Annotated in this window: 17 protein-coding genes and 1 pseudogene; 17 read left to right on the top strand and 1 reads right to left on the bottom strand. The window is 50.2% G+C overall.

All coding sequences use genetic code 11. The features are described from left to right. The 17 genes and pseudogenes from HMPREF0106_RS27905 to HMPREF0106_RS07405 all read left to right on the top strand — a co-directional run. Positions 1-122, top strand: a pseudogene (locus HMPREF0106_RS27905) (hypothetical protein); the annotation flags it as partial. Beyond that, the gene (mobB, locus tag HMPREF0106_RS07475; protein ID WP_009040562.1) at positions 119-1,414 is read left to right on the top strand and encodes a conjugal transfer protein MobB; all 1,296 of its coding nucleotides are present in this window, start codon (positions 119-121) and stop codon (positions 1,412-1,414) included. The pseudogene HMPREF0106_RS27905 and the gene mobB, both read left to right, overlap by 4 nt. Positions 1,415-1,436: 22 nt before the next feature. After that, on the top strand, positions 1,437-3,443 hold the full coding sequence (gene mobC, locus HMPREF0106_RS07470) for a conjugal transfer protein MobC (RefSeq protein ID WP_009040563.1): 2,007 nt from the start codon (positions 1,437-1,439) through the stop codon (positions 3,441-3,443). A gap of 340 nt (positions 3,444-3,783) precedes the next feature. Further along, positions 3,784-4,143, top strand: a complete 360-nt coding sequence (locus HMPREF0106_RS27910; protein WP_014299618.1) for a hypothetical protein — start codon at positions 3,784-3,786, stop codon at positions 4,141-4,143. 459 nt (positions 4,144-4,602) lie between these two features. Further along, the gene (locus HMPREF0106_RS07465; RefSeq protein ID WP_009040565.1) at positions 4,603-6,894 is read left to right on the top strand and encodes a hypothetical protein; all 2,292 of its coding nucleotides are present in this window, start codon (positions 4,603-4,605) and stop codon (positions 6,892-6,894) included. A 22-nt stretch (positions 6,895-6,916) separates the two neighbouring features. After that, the gene (locus tag HMPREF0106_RS07460; protein WP_025813753.1) at positions 6,917-8,155 is read left to right on the top strand and encodes an OmpA family protein; all 1,239 of its coding nucleotides are present in this window, start codon (positions 6,917-6,919) and stop codon (positions 8,153-8,155) included. 564 nt (positions 8,156-8,719) lie between these two features. Next, the gene (locus HMPREF0106_RS07455; RefSeq protein WP_025813754.1) at positions 8,720-9,880 is read left to right on the top strand and encodes an OmpA family protein; all 1,161 of its coding nucleotides are present in this window, start codon (positions 8,720-8,722) and stop codon (positions 9,878-9,880) included. Positions 9,881-9,965: 85 nt separating this feature from the next. Beyond that, the gene (locus HMPREF0106_RS07450; RefSeq protein ID WP_008766545.1) at positions 9,966-10,658 is read left to right on the top strand and encodes an MIP family channel protein; all 693 of its coding nucleotides are present in this window, start codon (positions 9,966-9,968) and stop codon (positions 10,656-10,658) included. Positions 10,659-10,740: 82 nt separating this feature from the next. Next, complete coding sequence (gene mscL / locus HMPREF0106_RS07445) at positions 10,741-11,163, top strand: large-conductance mechanosensitive channel protein MscL (protein WP_008760197.1); 423 nt, start codon at positions 10,741-10,743, stop codon at positions 11,161-11,163. 125 nt (positions 11,164-11,288) lie between these two features. Then, the gene (locus HMPREF0106_RS07440) at positions 11,289-11,576 is read left to right on the top strand and encodes an HU family DNA-binding protein (protein ID WP_008760198.1); all 288 of its coding nucleotides are present in this window, start codon (positions 11,289-11,291) and stop codon (positions 11,574-11,576) included. Between the two features lie 176 nt (positions 11,577-11,752). Further along, positions 11,753-12,445: an SIMPL domain-containing protein gene (locus HMPREF0106_RS07435; RefSeq protein ID WP_008640895.1), complete on the top strand. Its 693-nt coding sequence runs from the start codon at positions 11,753-11,755 to the stop codon at positions 12,443-12,445. Positions 12,446-12,570: 125 nt separating this feature from the next. Continuing rightward, positions 12,571-12,798, top strand: a complete 228-nt coding sequence (locus HMPREF0106_RS07430; protein ID WP_008766541.1) for a hypothetical protein — start codon at positions 12,571-12,573, stop codon at positions 12,796-12,798. Continuing rightward, positions 12,795-12,986: a hypothetical protein gene (locus HMPREF0106_RS07425; RefSeq protein ID WP_008760199.1), complete on the top strand. Its 192-nt coding sequence runs from the start codon at positions 12,795-12,797 to the stop codon at positions 12,984-12,986. The genes HMPREF0106_RS07430 and HMPREF0106_RS07425 overlap by 4 nt, the downstream gene beginning before the upstream one ends. Before the next feature lie 117 nt (positions 12,987-13,103). Then, positions 13,104-14,291, top strand: coding sequence for a clostripain-related cysteine peptidase (locus HMPREF0106_RS07420; RefSeq protein ID WP_025813761.1), 1,188 nt, complete (start codon positions 13,104-13,106; stop codon positions 14,289-14,291). Positions 14,292-14,636: 345 nt separating this feature from the next. Next, the gene (locus tag HMPREF0106_RS07415; RefSeq protein WP_009040569.1) at positions 14,637-16,157 is read left to right on the top strand and encodes a DUF4099 domain-containing protein; all 1,521 of its coding nucleotides are present in this window, start codon (positions 14,637-14,639) and stop codon (positions 16,155-16,157) included. Positions 16,158-16,246: 89 nt separating this feature from the next. After that, positions 16,247-18,349: a type IA DNA topoisomerase gene (gene topB, locus HMPREF0106_RS07410; RefSeq protein WP_009040570.1), complete on the top strand. Its 2,103-nt coding sequence runs from the start codon at positions 16,247-16,249 to the stop codon at positions 18,347-18,349. 239 nt (positions 18,350-18,588) lie between these two features. Next, the gene (locus HMPREF0106_RS07405) at positions 18,589-19,719 is read left to right on the top strand and encodes a YhcG family protein (RefSeq protein ID WP_009040571.1); all 1,131 of its coding nucleotides are present in this window, start codon (positions 18,589-18,591) and stop codon (positions 19,717-19,719) included. 136 nt (positions 19,720-19,855) lie between these two features. On the opposite strand, the gene HMPREF0106_RS07400 is transcribed toward HMPREF0106_RS07405, so the two are convergent. Then, positions 19,856-20,341, bottom strand: a complete 486-nt coding sequence (locus HMPREF0106_RS07400) for a dihydrofolate reductase family protein (protein WP_009040572.1) — start codon at positions 20,339-20,341, stop codon at positions 19,856-19,858. Positions 20,342-20,673 lie beyond the last annotated feature (332 nt).

The raw sequence follows: 20,673 nt of genomic DNA on the forward strand, positions 1-20,673 counted from the left end.
CGGAGAAGAAAGCCCTCGCTTTCCTCTACAAGCTGGAGCGGCACACCCTCGAACTGGTCGAGTTAAGCAAGCGGATTTCCGCACTGGTGGAGGAGTTCCGGAGCAAATACCCCGTCCGATGATAGCCAAGATCTCGCACGGCAGCAGCCTGTACGGGGTGCTTGCCTACAACCAGTTGAAGGTGGACGAACGGCACGCCGACGTGCTTTTCACCAGCCGGATTATCGAGCCGCAGGGCGATACCCCATACACGATAGGGCATCTTTCCCGCTCGTTCGGTGACTACCTCACAGCCAACCGCAAGACCGAGAAGCCCGTCCTGCACATCTCCCTCAATCCCGACCCGAAGGATTGCTTGAGTGAAGAGCGGTTTGTCAGCTTGGCGGAGGAGTATATGCGGCGCATGGGCTTCGGCGACCAGCCCTATATCGTCTATCGCCACAACGACATCGGGCGGGAGCACCTGCACATCGTTTCCGTCCGGGTGGACGAAACCGGGCGGGCGATTTCCGACAGCTACGAACACGGGAGTTCGATGAAGGTCTGCCGGGAGCTGGAACGGCAGTTCGGTCTTGTCCCGGCTACGCCCAAGCAGTGGAAGGAGGGACTACCCTTGTCGCCCGTCGGTTACGGGGACGGCAATCTCAAGGGACAGTTGGCAGGAGTCATCCGCCCGCTCGCCCGGGAGTGGCGTTTCCGTACATTGGGCGAATACCGTGCCGTACTTTCCCTTTACGGCATCACGGTGGACGAGGTAAAGGGGGAATACGGCGGGCGGGAGTATCACGGCTTGACCTATTCGGCAACTGACAGGGAGGGCAACAAGGTCGGCAAGCCCTTCAAGTCCTCCGTGTTCGGCAAGGAGGCGGGCATCGCTGCCCTCGAAAGGCGGATGCACAACGCTGCCGCATGGGAAAAGACCCACAAGGAGGTCGCCGCCGCCACCGCCGGAAAGGTTGCAGCCGCCATGCAGACCGCAGGGCATGACCGGGCGCAGTTCGAGCGGGAACTCATGCGGCAGGGAATCGGCGTGGTATTCCGTCAGAATGAAGCCGGGCGCATCTATGGGGCGACCTTCATCGACCATGCCGCCAAAGCCGTCTTCAACGGCTCCCGTCTGGGCAAGGAGTTTTCCGCAGGCGTGTTCAACGACCTTTTCGCCGGGCAGGAAGGCATTCACCTGCCGCAACCCTCCGCCGGAGTGGAACATCCCACCCGGCAGCAGGAGCATACGGGCGCATCCCAATGGGACGGACATACCGGCTACCGTCCTGACCACAAGGACGGCACTACCCAAAACGTGGCGGCCTCCTTCAACCTCTTTGCCCTCGTACCCGGCGGAGCGTCCGGTGACCAGCCCGTACCGCCGCAGCGCAAAAAGAAAAAGAGGCGCAAGTACGGCAGGCAACAATAATCAACTTAAAATTCAACGAATTATGCAAAACGAAGACGATTTGCGTGGACTCGCCAAAGTCATGGAGTTCATGCGTGCGATAAGCATTTTATTTGTAGTCATCAATATTTATTGGTTCTGTTACCAGTCCGTCCGGGAATGGGGCATCGACATCGGCGTGGTCGATAGGATATTGCTCGGCTTCCAGCGTACCGCCGGGCTGTTCTCCAATATCCTCTGGACGAAGCTCTTCGCCGTGCTGTTCCTCGCCCTTAGCTGCCTCGGCACAAAGGGCGTGAAGGAGCAGAAAATCACGTGGCGCAGGATCATCCTTTGCGGCGTGTCCGGCTTGCTGCTCTTTTTCGGCAACTGGTGGCTGCTCGCCCTTCCTCTGTCGCTTCCGGCAGACACCGTGCTGTATATCGCCACCCTTACCGTCGGGTATATCTGCCTGCTCATGGCAGGGCTGTGGATGTCACGCCTGCTGAAGACCGACCTGCTCGAAGACGTGTTCAACGTCGAGAACGAATCCTTCATGCAGGAAACCAAACTGAAGGAGAACGAGTATTCTGTCAATCTCCGCACCCGCTTCCGGTTCAGGGGAAGGGCGTATGACGGATGGATTAACCTTGTCAATCCCTTCCGTGCGACGATGGTCTTGGGTACGCCCGGTTCGGGCAAGTCCTATGCGATAATCAACCAGTACATCAAACAGATCATCGAGAAGGGCTATTCGCTCTTCCTGTATGATTTCAAGTACCCCGACCTCGCCGAGATAGCCTACAACCACCTACTCGCCCACTTGGACGGCTACAAGGTCAAGCCCAAGTTCTACGTGATAAACTTCGACAATCCGAGGGAAAGCCACCGCTGCAACCCCATCCATCCCGACTTCATGACCGACATCAGCGATGCCTACGAGAGTGCCTACACGATAATGTTAAATTTGAACCGCACATGGATTTCCAAGCAGGGCGATTTCTTCGTGGAATCGCCTATCATTCTGTTAGCCAGTATTATATGGTATCTCAAAATCTACAAGAACGGCAAGTATTGCACCTTCCCCCATGCCATCGAGTTCCTGAACCGCAAGTATGCCGACATTTTCCCCATCCTGACCTCGTACCCGGAGCTTGAGAACTACCTTTCTCCCTTCATGGACGCATGGGAAAGCTCGGCGGTGGAGCAGTTGCAGGGGCAGATTGCCAGTGCCAAGATACCGCTTTCCCGCATGATCTCCCCGGCTCTCTACTGGGTGATGACGGCGGACGATTTCACCCTCGACATCAACAATCCCGAAGAGCCGAAAGTGCTGGTAGTCGGCAACAATCCCGACCGTCAGGGCATCTACGGGGCGGCTTTGGGATTGTACAACTCCCGCATTGTCAAGCTCATCAATAAGAAGAAACGTCTCAAATCCTCCGTGATTATCGACGAGCTGCCCACCATTTACATACGTGGGCTGGATAACCTCATTGCCACCGCTCGAAGCAACAAGGTAGCCGTCATGCTCGGCTTTCAGGATTTCTCTCAGTTGAAGCGTGACTACGGTGACAAGGAAAGCGCCGTAATCTGTAACACGGTCGGCAATGTATTTGCAGGTCAGGTAGTTGCGGAAACCGCCAAGACGCTCTCCGAACGCTTCGGAAAGGTCCTGCAGAAACGGCAGAACATGACCATCAACCGGAACGAGACTTCCGTCTCCATCAACACCCAGATGGACAGCCTTATTCCGGCAAGCAAGATTTCCAACCTCACGCAGGGCATGTTCGTGGGGGCGGTAGCCGACAACTTCGACGAGCGCATCGAGCAGAAGATTTTCCATGCCGAGATTGTAGTGGATAACGAGAAGGTCAGGCGGGAGACCGCCCGCTACGTGAAGATACCGCAGATCATCGACTTCACCGACAAGGATGGCAACGACACCATGCAGCAGCAGATTGATGCCAACTACTACCGCATCAAGAGCGAGGTTAAGCAGATTGTCGCTGACGAGATCGAGCGCATCAAGGCGGATCCGAAACTCTCACACCTGATCAAAAACGGATAATAAGCGTAAATTTCTACCTTAGTAGTAAAACAGTTGTTTTTATATAGTTTTACCAAGTTGGTTGAACAGCGCAAATTGTTGAATAATAGCGAATTTAAGCAATTTTTCGCCAAGAGCGCAAACCGAAAATTACGTAGCCATGGAAAATAGCAGGGAAAAGGATAACTGACCAAGGAGCAACTTGATATAATGTGGCAGGCTGTCTGCATCTGTCTAGGAAAGACACCGCAGGCGGTCAGGACGTGCTGGAAATGCATAAAACACTCCAGGCGAACAAAGTCCTGTTCAGGATGACGGATGAAAGAACAAGGGTGCAGCAACGGACGAGTACCTGCAACAGTTGAGCCGACAGATAGACCGGTTGGAAGGGTTGAAAGTAAACCACAGCCATAGTTTCAACGTGACATATTCCAGGTCGTATCTTGTTCAAGTCACCATCGTGGAATTGTTTCTTTTTTCGCTGGTGCATAACGCATGGCAGCTTAAAAGGGGCTGGCGGCTCAAATACCGCTACGTTCTGATGTCGGGAAATGCGGACGCCAAGACACTTGACAGGCTGGAGAACTGCTTCGAGTGGAACAGGGACAGGAAGCTAATATGGAAGATCAGGAAAGAGGTGGAGGACTTCGAGCGTTGGACGGAAAAGAAAGTGGCAGAAATGCTGCGTGCTAAAAGACAACAGCCGGGAGTGGGGAAATAACATACAAGAAAGAAAAAGGTCCAAAATATACCGTACTTCCTGATTTTTAAACGCTTCAAGTTATTGATTACAAGAACGGATTGTCTGAAGACGAAATTGTTAGATGATCAAAGTGACCATAACAACCGTATGGTATTTCTTGTTATAGTCGGTTGCATCTGATTATGCAGGAATTTTAATGTACATATTCAAATATAAATATTGATATAGGCCAAAAATACGGTTTATTTATTAATAAAATCATGATTACTGAACAAATTGTTAAAAAATAGAGCTAAATTGATAGGTTAAAAATCAAAATATTCATCTTATTTTGCAAAAAATATATTATTAATATTAATAACTATAACAAGTATGGTTAATTTTTACTGCTCGTTTTTCCGTAAATCAAGGAATTATTTTAGGTATTGATTATATTGATTTATTCCTCATTTTATATATTTAAAATTAAACAATTACATGAATTTATTCAAATCATCAGTTCTGTGCGGCATGGTCATAGTGTCATTCATGACATCCTGTACAGACGTGGATATCACCATGCCCAAGGGGCCCAAAGGTGATACGGGGCTTTCAGCCTACGAGTTTTGGAAGGAAAAAGTTGCGGATGGAACCGTCAACTGGCCGAAGGATCAGACAGAAGTCGCTGACTTCTTCAAGTTTCTCAAGGGAAAAGATGGCAAAGACGGGAAGGATGGTCAGAGTGCTTTCGAGCAGTGGAAAGACATGATTGCCAGCGGTAGCGTGGACGACCCGCATAATCCCGGCGAGAAATGGCCCTCCGAAAACAACACGGTACAGGATTTCTGGCGTTTCCTGACCGGAGCCAGCGGAGAGGACGGACAGACACCGCATATAGGTGATAACGGCAACTGGTTCATTGGGAAAGAGGATACCGGTATCGGCGCACGTGGGCGTGACGGTCAGGATGGTAAAGACGGTAAAGACGGAACGAATGGTCGTGATGCTATACCGCCGACAGTCACCATTGGCGATAACGGCAACTGGTATATTAACGGAACGGATACAGGCAAGCCTGCTTTCGGTAAGGATGGCAAAGATGGAAAGGACGGAAAGGATGCCGTGCCTCCTACGGTCACCATCGGCGATAACGGCAACTGGTTTGTGGACGGAACGGATACCGGGAAAAAGGCCGTTGGGCAGGACGGGAAATCTCCCGAGGTTACCATTGGCGATAACGGCAACTGGTATATAAATGGAACGGATACAGGCAAGCCCGCTTTCGGTAAGGATGGCAAAGATGGAAAGGACGGAAAGGATGGAGCTAACGGAGCCAACGGTAAAAGTGCCTACGAGCTTTGGAAAGAGTATATCTCGTCCGGTGATGTGGACAACCCGCATAATCCTGACCAAAAATGGCCGGCGGACCGGAACAAGCAGACTGATTTCTGGGATTTCCTGACCGGAAAATCCTCTGTTATCGAGATAGAAGTTGGAAAATACAATGTTATTCCTGAATACTGGAACTCTTCCCTGAAAGAGTATGTTGTACCTTCGGACGGTTCGGTTCTATTTACCGTGTATGACAAGACCGGCAAAAAGGTCACAGCCGGAGTAAAGGTGAGCGACTTACCCGGTGTATCTTCTACGGATGCATTTATCACAAACGAGGAAGGGCAGTTCAAGGTCACATGGGATAAATTGCCAGACAATAAGGGTTTATCAGAAAGGAAAGGAAGTGTGACTGTAACGGTTGATGGAACGCAGGAAACGAGTGCGGGCAACACGTTGGTGCCGAATAGGATCAATGTTAGAGCTATCATTACAAGCGCATATCTGTCTAATTATTCTAATACGTCGATAGATATTTATAGGACACTAAATGTATATTACAGCTTCGAGCGTCAAGTGGATGGAGAATGGGATAAGTATCCGACGTCCATTACTACTCCTTATAATAGTATGAAATCGGCCAGGGTTAAAGATATAAACCGGCCTGTCAACGAAGGAAATGTGGACAAAGATCAGTTAGTCCGCTATAGCAATGGAAACTCATATCTCTACATCATTCGTCCGTTGGTTTTGACAGAGACGGAGAAGGCAAATGTGGCGAAGAATGATACTGTCGGCAAGTTGGCGAAATATGAATGGGACCAAACAGACAATTATGCGGCACTGTATTTTGGTGATGGTACGGGAAGTTATAATGACTATGGACAGACTGTATATTTGCAGGACAAGATACATGTCCCGGAAGTGTATCCGGCCCCATCTTTTAAAGAAAACAGTGTGTTTATTGAAATCAAGCAGGGTATTACCACCATGTGGGGAGAGATTGACACGGATAATTTACAGGATTTTTATAAAACATACGCTTACCCGATAGGGCAAGATAAATTTACAAAAGAGGAAGGAACCAATGTTTGGAAACATCCGGAAGGCAAGTTGCCGGCATCAGAGCTGGAAGAAAATCGGGCTGTATTTATAGAAATGCGTACTTTCATCAATGGAACGGGAGGAACTGTACATACCGGATCCAAGCCGTTGTCAACGGGAGGCAAGCGCTTTAAACTGACAAGCACTTATCCCAATAACTGGATTGGTCTGGATATCAGACGACGGACAGAAAGCACTGATAAAATAACATATAATATATCTAACGAGTACCGTGGGCGTTACGCTTACTATCTGTTAAAAGAGGAAGATAAGTACTATTTAGTTGATTTTGCGGACTGGTCCAAGCGGATGCCCTTGCCAATCAAGGATTGTCCTGTCGACTGGATGAATTGATTTATTTATTGGATAATTGAATATGAAGAAAAAAATAACGATATGCTTTGTGTGTCTCTCCTTGCTGTTGGTCTCTCTGGCGGTGAGAGGACAGGACACGAAAACGACCCGTCGTGTGCCTCTCCAGGCAGAGGTGACGCATGACGGACTGTCAGAAAAGGAATCAAAAGCCTGGGAGATCGGTCTCGGCGGTTCGCTGATAAACTGGAGTCGGGTGTCAGTCACTGGTTTCCGGAGTACGCCGGACAACTACTTTTATAACCTGAAAGCGAATCATCTGATGGGAGGGGCAAACTTGTACATCGCACGGGAATTGAACCGGTGGTTTTACCTGGATTTGCAGGGAAGCGTCGGTTTGACGAAAAACAACAACCGTACCGCAGGTGATGACAGGAAACGTGATTTACTGTACATGGGGGGACTGGGGCTACAATTCCGCTTTACTCCCCTGCTCAGATCCCAATGGGTTGAACCTTATCTCAGGGTAGGTGTGAACTATCTGCATAAAGACTTTGCTTCCGTATATGGCGGCAACTTTGAGGATGATCCAACCGGACAGGCATATTGGGAGTCTTCCGACATCTGGAATCCTGACGGGCGTTCATCCGACAAAAACTCGTTTGTTCCCCTGTCTTTCGGGGCGGGTGTGAAAGCCTGGTTAAGCAACTCGTTCGGGCTGGGGTTACAAGGTGAATACCTTCTGCCCGTGCAGAAGGGGCTTCCCCACTTCGTTCAGGTTTCTGCCAGTGTCATCTGGCGTATTGGCGGAAAGAGCAAACATGCGGCTCCGGTGGTACGATATGTGGAGATAGAGAAACCCGTGGAAAGAATCGTCGAGCGGGTGGTTGAGAAAAAGGTGGAGGTTCCGGCCATTATTGACACTATGGCGTGTGATCTCTTGGAGAATATCCATTTTGAATTTGACAGGGATGTCATAACAGCCACTTCGGAAAGAACGCTTGACAGGCTGGCAGAGCTACTGAAAAGCTATCCGGACAGCCGTTTCCTTATCACGGGCTACACGGACGCCAAAGGAAGCGACTCCTATAACTTGACCCTTTCCGCACGGCGTGCTGAAAAGGTGCATGCCGCCCTGATCGGGCGTGGAGTTCCCGCCCGGATGATTAAATGGCGTGGCGTGGGTAAGCGTGCGGCCATTATCTCCGCCACTGCTGCGGACAATATCCGTGAAGGGGACAGAAAAGTCCTGCTGGAACGGGTTACCAACATGGATTATTGGAATGCCCTGGATAGCAAATAACCCGAATGTTCAGATAGTGATGAAAATGGATTGAAACAGTGCGGGAATCTCATCCGCATCATTCTATTCCCAGGTCAGGAGGAGTAATACGGGGCATTTCTCCGCCAGGCCTGGGAATTTTACTTTACATGACTGGATGGACGTGCAACAGGTTTAGATGATTATCGAGAATGATTAATAAGCATAAAACCGCTTATGCTATGATTGTATTGCTGCAAAATTATAAATATAATTGTCCATGTTTTTGCATTGCTAATAAACAGATCGACACTGTTTTTCATGGGGAAGCAGGCAGAATGATCGCTCATGATAATACTTGTGATTCACATGAATGGAAAAAACTTGTGTCTTTGTAGTTTAACAATCAAAATATTAAAACTTATGAATACTCTTCTTTTGAATGCCACTTCTTCCAAAAGAAAAAGAATCACTTCTGAAGGTCATCCATACAGCCAGTTTCTTTGCATTAAAGAGCTAAAATGACAAAAAAAAGAGCTGGAATGAAAACATGTGTTTTTGAATAAATTTCGATTTTTGCAAAATAATTAAAAATTAAACCTTATGATGAAGAAAATTTTTATCAGTTTGTTTTTGTCTGGTGTTTTTATGTATCACACAAATGCCCAGACTGCAGTAGAGGGTAACAAGTTTCTGGACAACTGGTCCATCGGGATCAGTGCGGGAGGAACAACCCCGTTAACACATCATTCTTTCTTTGGAAACATGCGCCCGATCACGGGGATAGAACTGAATAAACAATTGACACCGGTTTTCGGTTTCGGTCTGGAGGCGGTCGGAAGCTTTAACACCTCACAAAGCAGGACCATTTTCGACCGCTCCAATGTCAGTCTGTTGGGGTTGGTGAACCTGAACAATCTCCTTGGGACCTATACCGGGGTTCCCAGACCTTTTGAAATCGAAGCGGTGGCCGGAATCGGGTGGTTGCATTATTATATGAACCGGGAAACGGGTTCCGATCAGAACAGCATGTCAACAAAACTGGGCCTGAACTTTAATTTCAACCTGGGAGAGAGCAAGGCATGGACATTGGCACTGAAACCTGCCCTGGTCTATGACATGAATGCTATGGGTTCCGAAGCCGTACGTTTCCATTCCGGACGGGCCGTATGGGAAATATCCGTTGGTCTGAAGTATCATTTCGGATGCAGTAACGGGAAACACCACTTTACAAAAGTGAGAGCTTACGACCAGCAGGAGGTGGATGTCTTGAACGCAAAAATTAATGAACTTCATACACAGGCCGGTAAAGATGCCAAGGCATTGCAGGAGGCAGTGCGAAAGGTAACGGAACTGGAGGCCGCACTGGACAAATGCCGCAACCAGGAACCAAAAATTGTGAAAGACACCATTGACAACACTAAAAAGACGCTGGAATCCGTCATAACTTTCCGCCAGGGCAGGACGACAGTTGACAACTCCCAACTCCCGAATGTCGAACGTATCGCTACTTATTTAAAGAACCATAAGGGAGCAAGTGTGCTCATCAAGGGTTATGCCTCTCCTGAGGGAAGCGTGGAAGTTAACGAGCGGATCGCCCGACAAAGAGCGGAGGCCGTGAAAAAAATCCTGGTGGGCAAGTATGGAATTGCAGAAGAACGGATTGTAGCCGAGGGCCAGGGAGTAGGGAACATGTTCGAGGAGCCCGACTGGAACCGGGTAAGCATCTGTACGATCAACGCGGGAACGGAATCCAGTAGCCGTTAAATGCGATCCGGAAAATACCGGAAAGATGCATTCACTTGAACAGAATGTATTAACTATATTTATTCTACACGTAATTTGAAATGCTATGAACAGGTATGTATCTGAAATGATCGGGACAATGGTCCTTGTTTTGATGGGATGCGGAAGTGCTGTTTTTGCCGGGGATATGCCCGGTGCGGTCACCACCGGGGTGGGTACCCTGGGAGTTGCCATAGCCTTCGGGCTGTCGGTGGTCGCCATGGCATACGCTATTGGCGGAATATCCGGATGCCATATAAATCCGGCGATCACACTGGGCATGTACTGCTCGGGAGGAATGGGGGGCAAGGATGCCCTGTTATACATTATTTTCCAGATAATCGGGGGGATTCTCGGATCAGCCGTACTTTTCATACTGGTATCTACGGGGCCACATGCCGGCCCTACCATGACAGGGAGCAACGGCTTTGTTGAGGGGGAAATGTTGCAGGCCTTTATCGCTGAGGCCGTCTTTACGTTTATTTTCGTTCTTGTGGCGCTGGGAGCCACGGATAAAAAGAAAGGGGCCGGTAAACTGGCGGGCCTGGTCATCGGGCTGACGCTTGTCCTGGTGCATATCGTATGTATTCCCATCACCGGAACATCAGTAAATCCCGCGCGCAGCATAGGACCCGCACTTTTCGAGGGAGGAGGCGCGATCTCACAGCTTTGGCTATTTATCGTCGCTCCACTGACAGGAGGTCTGGCCAGTGCCATAGTGTGGAAAGCCATTTCTCAGCATAGCGACAGACAACGATGAAGGGAAGGTGGATGACCCCGAGACACGTTTCTCTGTTATCCACCTTTGTTTGATACATTATTATCAACTAAAATAAAAAAAAATGTCAAAAAGTAGTTTTTTACTGGATTTTAAGGCGTTTGTCATGCGTGGAAACGTAGTAGACATGGCCGTGGGTGTGATTATTGGCGGTGCCTTCGGGAAAATAATATCTTCAGTGGTGGCAGACATCATCATGCCACCGATAGGGTTGCTGGTAGGCGGAACCAACTTCTCGGAACTGAGATGGGAATTGGAACCCGCCAGGGTAGTTGATGGAGTCGAACAGGCGGCCGTCACGATAAACTATGGAAACTTCATACAGACCATGCTGGATTTTGTGATCATCGCTTTTGCCATTTTCTTGTTCATCCGCCTGCTCTCCAATCTCAGGCGCAAAAAAGAAGAGACACCCTTGCCCCCACCTGTCCCGAGCAACGAGGAAAAGTTACTTTCAGAAATACGTGACTTGCTGAAGAAACAATGACGTTTATTCAAACGGTATGGACGGTATCGGGCAGGAACATATCTGAGGAACAGGCTACTCCTTGGCGGTGGAAATTTTCCTTTGTCCCTGAATGATAAAAATAGTGTGAACATTAAAATTCAGATATGACTAAAGCAGATATTATAAACCGGGTCTCTGAGGAGCTTGGAATCGATCGCAGGACCGTTGGCCTGGTAATCGAGAGTTTCATGAAATGCGTGAAGGATGCACTCGGCAGAGAGAGAATTGTATTCCTGCGCGGATTCGGGACCTTTTCTTTGAAGAAAAGGGCGGCAAAGAAGGCACAGAATATCCAACAGCACACAACCATATGCATCCCGGCTCGCAAGGTCCCTCATTTTAAACCCTCGGAGTCTTTCTTGGTTCTCCGGAAAGAAGATAATCGAAAATAGACCGGGAGTGAATCTACCCCTTCCATTGTCAGGGAGGGGTGGATTTTAATGTGTTTTATGGAAATTTATCAATCATGTTTTACTCCTGTTTTCCAGCCCCGTTCAGATATGGACTACAGGATCATAGATGACCGGACGATCATGTAGATTCCCGGTAAACCTGTAAATAGACTGTTATGCGTGTTTTCAATCTTTTATTGTTGATCTCCATGTTCATTCCCTTTCCGCTGCCCGCTCAGGTGGGCGAACGTTATATAGAGGTAACCGGTACTTCCGAGATAGAGGTAGTTCCTGACAGGATTCATTACGTTATCGAAATAAGGGAGTACTTCGAAGAAGAGTTTGATGGCGTATCCAAACCGGAAGAATATCGGACGAAGGTTCCTCTTACCAGGATAGAGGAGGAATTGAAGCAGGTTTTGAAAATAGTCGGAGTGCCACGGGAGGCAATCCGCACAAAGGATGTGGGCGATAATTGGCGTAAGCCGGGACAGGATTTTCTGGTTTCCAAATCATTTGATGTCACGTTACGTGACTTCACACTGATTGATGAAATTTTAAAACGGGTGGACACAAAAGGAATTCATACGATGTATATAGATAAACTGGAACATAGGGATATCCTGTCCTATCACAGGAAGGGCAAGATAGAAGCACTGAAAGCGGCACGGGAAAAGGCGGTTTACCTGCTGGAGGCAATAGGTAAGAGGCCGGGTGAGATCATCCGCATCGTGGAAGGAGGGGATGCTGGAAAAGAGATGTTTGCACAAGGTCATATCTTATCGGTTGCCCCGCCCCCATTTGAGAGAAGCCGCACGATAAAAAAGAGATATTCGATGCTGGTCCGGTTCGGGATCGTGGATCGATGAACCGTTATTATAACAAATCCCGGAATGGACTTGCAAGAGAAGATAACGGGCATTCGGGTTTGCGGTGAAATATCCGGCCTTTTCTCTGACCGGTAAATAGATTAATAGATTCAACTCACGATAAGATGAAAGATTATTACTTTATTATGAATGCCGGGGTAAAAGCCGGAGGGGAGATCACCCATGCGGTATTAGAAGGGAAAATTGTATCCGCACCGAAAGGATACGATGCCTTCACGGGGATTGAAGCGGCCAGGGAGAAACTGGCTTGCGGGAATATCCGTCAGCAGATGGAAGAATTCGGTATCGAACTTGAGATCGTGCCGGTAAATACTGATTTTTTACTACGATGAAGGAATATTGCGTTTATTGGTTTGAAAACGGAGAACCGAGGCACGAGGTATTTTCCTGTCTGGACGGGGCGGAGATGTTTTCCTGCATGATAAGAGGACAGGACGGCGTGGAACACGTGGAAATATCCGAGGAAGATATTTCCGCTCCGGAGGAATTCCGGGAAATATGCCCCGGAGATTTCTCTTGAACATATGACATGGATCCGGGGTCCTTTTTTGCCGTAGCCTGGCGGTAAAGGGACCTTATCTGGTTGTAAAATCGGGCAGTGTCAACCATTTTTTCACCGATTAATCGCATACGCAAGATGAAAGCTCCACGGAAAATTTATACATGGACCAGTATCCTGCTTTTCGTGTGCTGTTCCCTTATTTTTCTTTCATGTGAAAAGGAAGAGCTCGGGGAAGCCATGGAAAATCGGAAAACGTTATTCATGTTTCTGCCGTGGTCCACTGACCTGACAGGCTATTTTTACACCAATATCGCGGATATGGAGGCGTGTGTAAGCAGAAGGGGGCTGGAGCATGAAAGAATTCTCGTGTTTATGTCCACGAGCTCTACGGAAGCCACGATGTTTGAGATCATACATTCCAAAGGAAAGTGCGATCGTAAAACGCTGAAAAGGTATGGCACTTCGGGGTTTACTACGGTGGAGGGCATAACGGGGATATTGAACGACGTGCAGGAATTTGCTCCTGCTCCGGTTTACGCTATGATCATAGGTTCCCATGGCATGGGATGGCTTCCCGTGGACGGTACACAGGCGGATTCCCTTTTCCGGATGAAAAAGCATTGGGAGTATCAGGAGCAGCCGCTGACACGCTATTTCGGGGGACTGACCCGGGAGTTCCAAACGGACGTGGGTACCCTGGCCCGGGGGATTGTAGGCGCGGGCGTCAAAATGGAGTATATCCTGTTTGACGATTGCTATATGTCATCCGTAGAGGTTGCCTATGAACTGAAAGAAGCCACAAGATTTCTTATAGCCTCTACCAGTGAAATGATGGCATACGGAATGTCTTACGCCACTGTGGGGGAGTTCCTGCTGGGAAATCCTGATTACGGATCCCTTTGCGAAGGATTCCACGACTTTTATTCAACCTATGAAATGATGCCCTGCGGGACACTGGCTGTGACAGATTGCTCTGAATTAGATAATATGGCTGCTATCATGAAAAGTATCAATGACAGGTATGTTTTCGATGATTCCCTACAAGGAGAACTCCAGGGACTGGACGGATACACCCCCGTCATCTTTTATGACTTTGCCGATTATGTCCTCACCCTCTGCTCTGACCCTGTCCTGACAGCCCGCTTCAGGGAACAGCTGGAGCGGCTTGTTCCCTATAAAACCCATACGGGTAAATTTTATTCCAGGACCAAAGGGCCCCTTCCCATACATACTTTCTCGGGTATAACGATCTCGGACCCGAGCACCAATCCCATGGCCTTACTGAAAGGTACGACCTCTTGGTACAAGGCCACACACGAATAACCCCGTGGAAAACGGACAGATGAAAATACCCGCGTATGACGCAAATATTCCCCTTTCTTCATAAAATTTCCGATAAGTTCGGACAGCATCGAAAATAATTCTACACGTATGTACCATATATAATTTTGCAGTGATATTTTTATTTACAGTTTATTCGGGGTAAAAAGGTCACGAGAAAATCAAAACTTCAATTACTCTCGAACCGGAATGTGACAAATCTACGAACAGGAGGACAAACGAGGATACCTAAGCCGTAAATTGCACGTTTCCAGCATTCATCCCATATCTTTACGTCCGGTTTCAATCGGAACCTTAAAAATATTCACCATTTAATTTTTTCAGATTATGGACGAACAACCGGACAGCAGCCAGCAGTTAATGGACATCCTGCTCGTCATGGACGAGAAAGGCACGCTCCAAGCCGTCAGCGGAGTAAAGGACGGCGAGTTACAGACCAAGAACCCACTGGAGGACAACAACGACCTCCTGCGGGTGGATCGCCACGGCGATATGTTTTCAAATTTCTTTTCCAACCTCTGGAGCCAGTTGAAAGATCCGACCCGCTTCCATTTCTTCCGTGTGCCGGAAGAGGAGGTGCAGCGGGTAGCCGCCGATTTCCGGCAGCGGGAGAGCCGGTCGGTCAAGACAGGTGAGCCGCTCCTCGCACAGTACGAGGTGCAGCCGCCCGTGCAGGCACAGCAGCAGACCCAAGCCGGGCAGCAGCAACAGCCGGAGGATGCGCCGCAGCAGTCCGCCGGGCAGACCGAACAGAACCCGCAGTACAAGTACCGCCCGGAGGACATCGACTGGAACAGCCTCGCTGCCCTCGGCGTGCAGCGGGAACAGATTGAGGGCAACGGGATGCTCGACCAGATGCTCCGGGGCTTCCAGACCGACAAGACCGTCCGGGTGCATTTCCACTTCGAGGGCATCTCGCACAGCAACGATAGCCAGCTCTCGCTCAAACCCGGCACGGACGGCAGGCTGACCGTTTGCAGCCACGGCATCCTCGACCCGGAGAAGATGCAGAAGCAGTTCTTCGGTTACGACATCACCGACTCCGACAAGCAGGTGCTCCGGCAGACGGGCAACATGGGGCACCCGGCGACCGTCACCAACCGGGCGGGCGAGCAGGTCGAAGCCCTTGTCAGCCGCAACCTCAAGACCAACGAGCTGGTCGCTTTCCCGCTCTCCAAGGTCAATATCCCGGCGGAGAAGAACGGGCATACCTTCACCCCGGACGAAATAGCCCGGCTCAAACAGGGCGAGGCGGTGGTCTGCCAGTTCCTTTCCAGAGCCAAGGAGGGGGAGCAACCCAAGATCTACCCGGCTCCCGTACAGTTCAGCGCAGCCAAGATGCAGCTCGAATTTCTCTTCGGCGACCGGGGCAAGCTGGCGATGGATGCGTACAAGACGAACCTGAAACAGACCGCCAATCAGGAGGTGCCGAAGACTTTCCGCAAGCAGGAGCTTACCGAGAAGTCCCGCCTCGAACTCGAAGCCGGGGGAACGGTCAAGGTCTCCGGTCTGGTGGACAAGAAAGGAAAAGCCTACCAAGGCTACATCACATGGAAGCCCGGCGAGAAGCCCGCCTTCATGTTTCCCAAGGACTACAAGGCGGCACTCGAAGAGGGGCGTGTCAAGCCCGCCGTGGAGAACGAGGTGCAGGTGGCGGTCAATTCCGAGGGCAAGACCGTAGAGGCGACCCGCAACCTGAAAGAAGCCCTGCAATCCGCACAGCAGCGCCCCACCGGGGAGCAGAAACAGCAGCAGGAGCGCAAGCAGGAGCAGAAAGAGGAACGGAAACAGTCACAGAAGCAGGAACAGCCCGACAAGCCCAAGCGCAGCCGGGGTGTCCGCCGCTGATTTCCCCCGCCACTCTGTAAATGAATTACACGGTTATCCCGTCCGGACGACGGGATAACTTTTGTCAAACCGTTAAATTTTAAAGAAATATGATTACAGCAGTTATCGCTGAAAAGCCTTCCGTAGCGAAGGATATAGCAAACGTGTTGAATGTCCGAGAGCGGCACGATGGCTACCTCTCAGGTAACGGCTACCTCGTTACCTGGGCGTTCGGCCATCTCGTCCAGCTTGCCATGCCCGAAGCATACGGCTATGCGGGCTTCCGGCGTGAGAACCTGCCCATTCTGCCGCAGGAGTTCAAGTACATCCCCCGCCAGATACGGGAGGGCAAGGAGTACAAGCCCGACCCCGGCGTACTCAAACAGTTGAAGGTCATCAGGGAGGTTTTCGACCGTTCCGATCGTATCGTCGTGGCGACCGATGCCGGGCGTGAGGGTGAAGCCATTCATCGGTACATCTACAATTACCTTGGCTGCCGCAAACCCTGCCTGCGCCTCTGGATCTCCTCGCTGACCGACCGTGCCATCCGGGAAGGGCTGGACAACCTCAAAATCGGAAGCGACTACGACAACCTCTACCGTGCCGCCGAAGCCCGTGCTATCGCCGACTGGGAGATTGGATTAAACGCCACCCAAGCTCTCAGTATCGCCGCCGGGCAGGGCATCTACTCCCTCGGACGGGTACAGACACCCACCTTGATGATGATCTGCTCCCGTTATCTGGAGAACAGGGATTTCACCCCGCAGACCTATTACCGGCTGAAGGTCACGGCTGAAAAGGACGGCACGCCCTTCGCCGCCATCTCTGAATTGCGTTACGAAACCCTTCCGGCGGCAAATGCCGCTCTCGGCGCTGTAACCGCAACGGGGACGGTGGAGGTTGCCGACTTGCAGCGCAGGGAGGTGAGCCAAGAACCTCCCTTGCTCTATGACCTGACCGCCTTGCAGAAAGAGGCGAACGGCAGGTACGGCTTCTCGGCAGACAAGACCCTCTCCATCGCCCAGTCGCTTTACGAGAAGAAGGTGTTGAGCTACCCCCGTACCGGCTCCCGCTACCTATCGGACGATGTGTTCGACGAGATACCCGATCGTATCGCCCTGCTGGAGCGGTACCCGGCTTTCGCCGCCCATGCCGCCGCCCTGAAAGGAGCTTCGCTCAACCGCCGCAGCGTGGACGCAGGGAAAGTCACCGACCACCATGCGCTCATCATCACCGAGTGTCTGCCCGGCGAGCTGTCCGCCGACGAACGCACGGTATATGACATGGTAGCCGCCCGCCTGCTCGAAGCCTTCTCCGCCCGTTGCCTCAAGGACGCTACCACCGTCTCTTTCACGGCAGGGAACAGCGTGTTCACCGCCAAGGGGACGGTCGTCAGATCCGCCGGATGGCGTGCCGTGCGGAACGAGCGGGAGGAGGACGACGAGGGAACAGCCGCTTTGCCGACTTTGCAGACCGACGAGGCTTTCCCCCTGCAATCGGCGGAGTGTGTGGAGAAACAGACCAAGCCCCGTCCCCTGCACACCGAGAGCAGCCTCCTTTCGGCGATGGAGCATTGCGGCAGGGAGTTGCAGGACGACGAGCTTCGAGACAGTTTGAAAGGGAACGGTATCGGCACGCCCGCCACCCGTGCCTCCATCATCGAGACCCTCTTTGCCCGTGACTACGTGCGCCGGGAGAAGAAGAGCCTCGTGCCGACGGACAAGGGGCTTGCCGTGTATCAGATAGTGAAGGACAAGCGCATCGCCGATGTCGAGATGACCGGGCAGTGGGAGACCGCCCTCGCCAAGATCGAGAGCGGGGAGATGAATCCCGACAGCTTCCGCAAGGCCATCGAGGTCTATGCCGCCCAGATTACCGAAGAACTCCTGCAAGTGCAGGTATCGGTGGCGGACGGCGGACATATCCCGTGCCCCAAGTGCCGTTCCGGTCGCATCCTCCTTTACCCGAAGGTCGCCAAGTGCAGCAACGTCGATTGTTCCCTTACCGTCTTCCGCAACAAGGGGGAGAAGCAGCTCACCGACAGCCAGATTACCGACCTCGTGACCAAAGGCAGGACTGCCCTGATCAAAGGATTCAGGAGTAGGGAGGATAAGCCCTTCGATGCATACCTCACTTTCGACAAGGACTTCCGCATCGTATACGGGTTCCCGCCTCACACGGACAAGTCCAAAGGAAAGGAGCACAGGCGATGAACGGCATCGGTTGGATCTCCGTAGCGGAAGCCGCCCGGCTCTGCAGCACGAACGGCTCTTGATAGACAATGGTAGCCCACAGGAATTCAAGTTTTTATATCCGTAATCCCGGCAATAATCCCTATATTTGCCAATCGGTCACATAGAAAAGGCGGGATTGCTCTTTTCTGTGGCCGGATGGCAACCGTTCCGGGCACAATACCCGAACGGCTTTAATCAACATTCAACAATAGCATAACATGAATTTTGAACAATTAGCAACCATCATAGCCGACACGCACCAACGATTACAACAGAGTGCGGTCAAAGCCGTAAACCAGTGCCAGACCATGCGTAACTGGCTTATCGGTTTTTATATCGTGGAGTTCGAGCAGAACGGAGAAGACCGTGCCAAATATGGGGAATTCTTATTGAAAAACTTGGAACAAAAAGTTAATTTAAAAGGATTGAATATTACATTATTCAAGCGTTCACGAGTCTTCTATATGGTATATCCCCAGTTGGCAACTGTAATAAAAACGATATTGCCTCCAACAGGTGCATCAACGATGCACTTATTGGAAATGCAGGGTCTTGGAAAAAGTGCATCACTGATGCACTTATTACAAAATGCTGAAAACAAACAAGATATAGTTAATACGATAGAGCCTCAGAAACTACTCAGCTCTATTTCTTTTACCCACTTTATCGAACTGGTAAAAATCGACAATCCTATCAAGCGGATGTATTACGAAATGCTCACCATCCAAACCGGGCTTTCTGTCCGTGAACTCAAACGGCAGATAGGAGCGTTGAGTTATGAACGTGTCGGCTTATCCGGCAACATGGAAAATGCACTTGCTGCCATTCAGCAGAAGATTCACCCACAAACTGTAACCGATGCCGTCAAGGATGACTATTTCTTCGAGTTCCTGAACATTCCGCAGCAACGGGCTTCTTTGCTAAAGGAGAAGGAACTCGAAACACTTCTGCTCGACCATTTGCGAGACTTCATTATCGAACTCGGAAACGGCTTCTGTTTCGAAGCCAGACAAAAAAGAATCCTTATCGGTGACGAATTTTATTTCATTGATATGGTCTTCTACCACCGGATTTTGAAATGTCATATTTTGTGCGAATTGAAAGTTGATACTTTCAACCACGCTCATGTGTCACAACTTTATTCATACCTGAATTATTATAAAGCCGAAGTGATGGAGCCGGGCGATAACCCGCCTATCGGCATTTTGCTGGTAACGGACAAGAACGATGCGTTGGTGCGGTACACCACAACCGGATTGGATGAACAGATATTCGTTTCCAAATACCAGTTGCAACTTCCGACTGAACAACAATTAAAAGAGTTGATTTTAAAGACAATCCGGCAATAATAACAAATGCGCAACACATAGTTGCGCATTTGTAGTATTCTAATATTTGTCGTTCCAACTATTTCCGTTATCTTTGCAATCAATAGAACCTGCCAAGCCTCTTTAATAATGCCCAAATCGGCGGGTTGCTTTTTTATTACATCCTCCCGTACACCGTTCGGATTTTCCCGTCCTCCAGCACTTCGCTCGACCGTACAGCCCATATCCTGCCGTCGTTCGGTCCGCACTCCAGCCCCTTCTCACTGTTACCGACCAGCACCGGCACGGTTGTCATCACGATTTCATCTGCCAGCCCGTTGTCCAAGAGTAAAACTCCGGTTTCTCCTCCGTAAGCCACCACCATACCGTCGCCATTCTCCTTTATCCGTTGCAGTTCCGTTACCACATTCCCCCTGACAAAACGTACCCGTTCTGTCTCTGTCAAGTCTATACAGCCGTTCGTCACGACCAAGGTCTCCTTTGCCTCAAGCGGCCAGTCAAGATCATTCAGGTAAATACGCAGGTAAGTTTCCTCGTCAATCAGCACGTAGGCACAGGCGTCCACTACCGCATTGAAACACTTGTCCGCTATGACCGGACAGCCGTCGATGGATTGGTACACGTGCAAGGTAATCTGTTCCATAACAATGTGTTTTTAAGGATTATGCCCGCCTCGCACCAAAAAGAACAGCGTGAACTCACACTATTCCGGAATAGAGGTACTGGCATACCTAAAAGACAGAATAGGCAAACTCACGCCGTATAAGCATACAGCATGAACATTGCGCTATACATCTTGTCTTTTTTGAAAAGTGCCAGTTTTCTATTCCAAGACGTTCAGCGAACGTACAATATGTATATCAATCCCTGCTTGCTTCCAAGCCGGGTATGAATCTTTCATGTCATGACAGCAACCGTACCCCGGTAGAGTACCACCTGCCGTACTTTGTCACAAAGGTACGGGAAACTTCCCGA

It is taken from the genome of Bacteroides sp. D22, assembly GCF_000163675.1.
GTDB lineage: Bacteria > Bacteroidota > Bacteroidia > Bacteroidales > Bacteroidaceae > Bacteroides > Bacteroides xylanisolvens.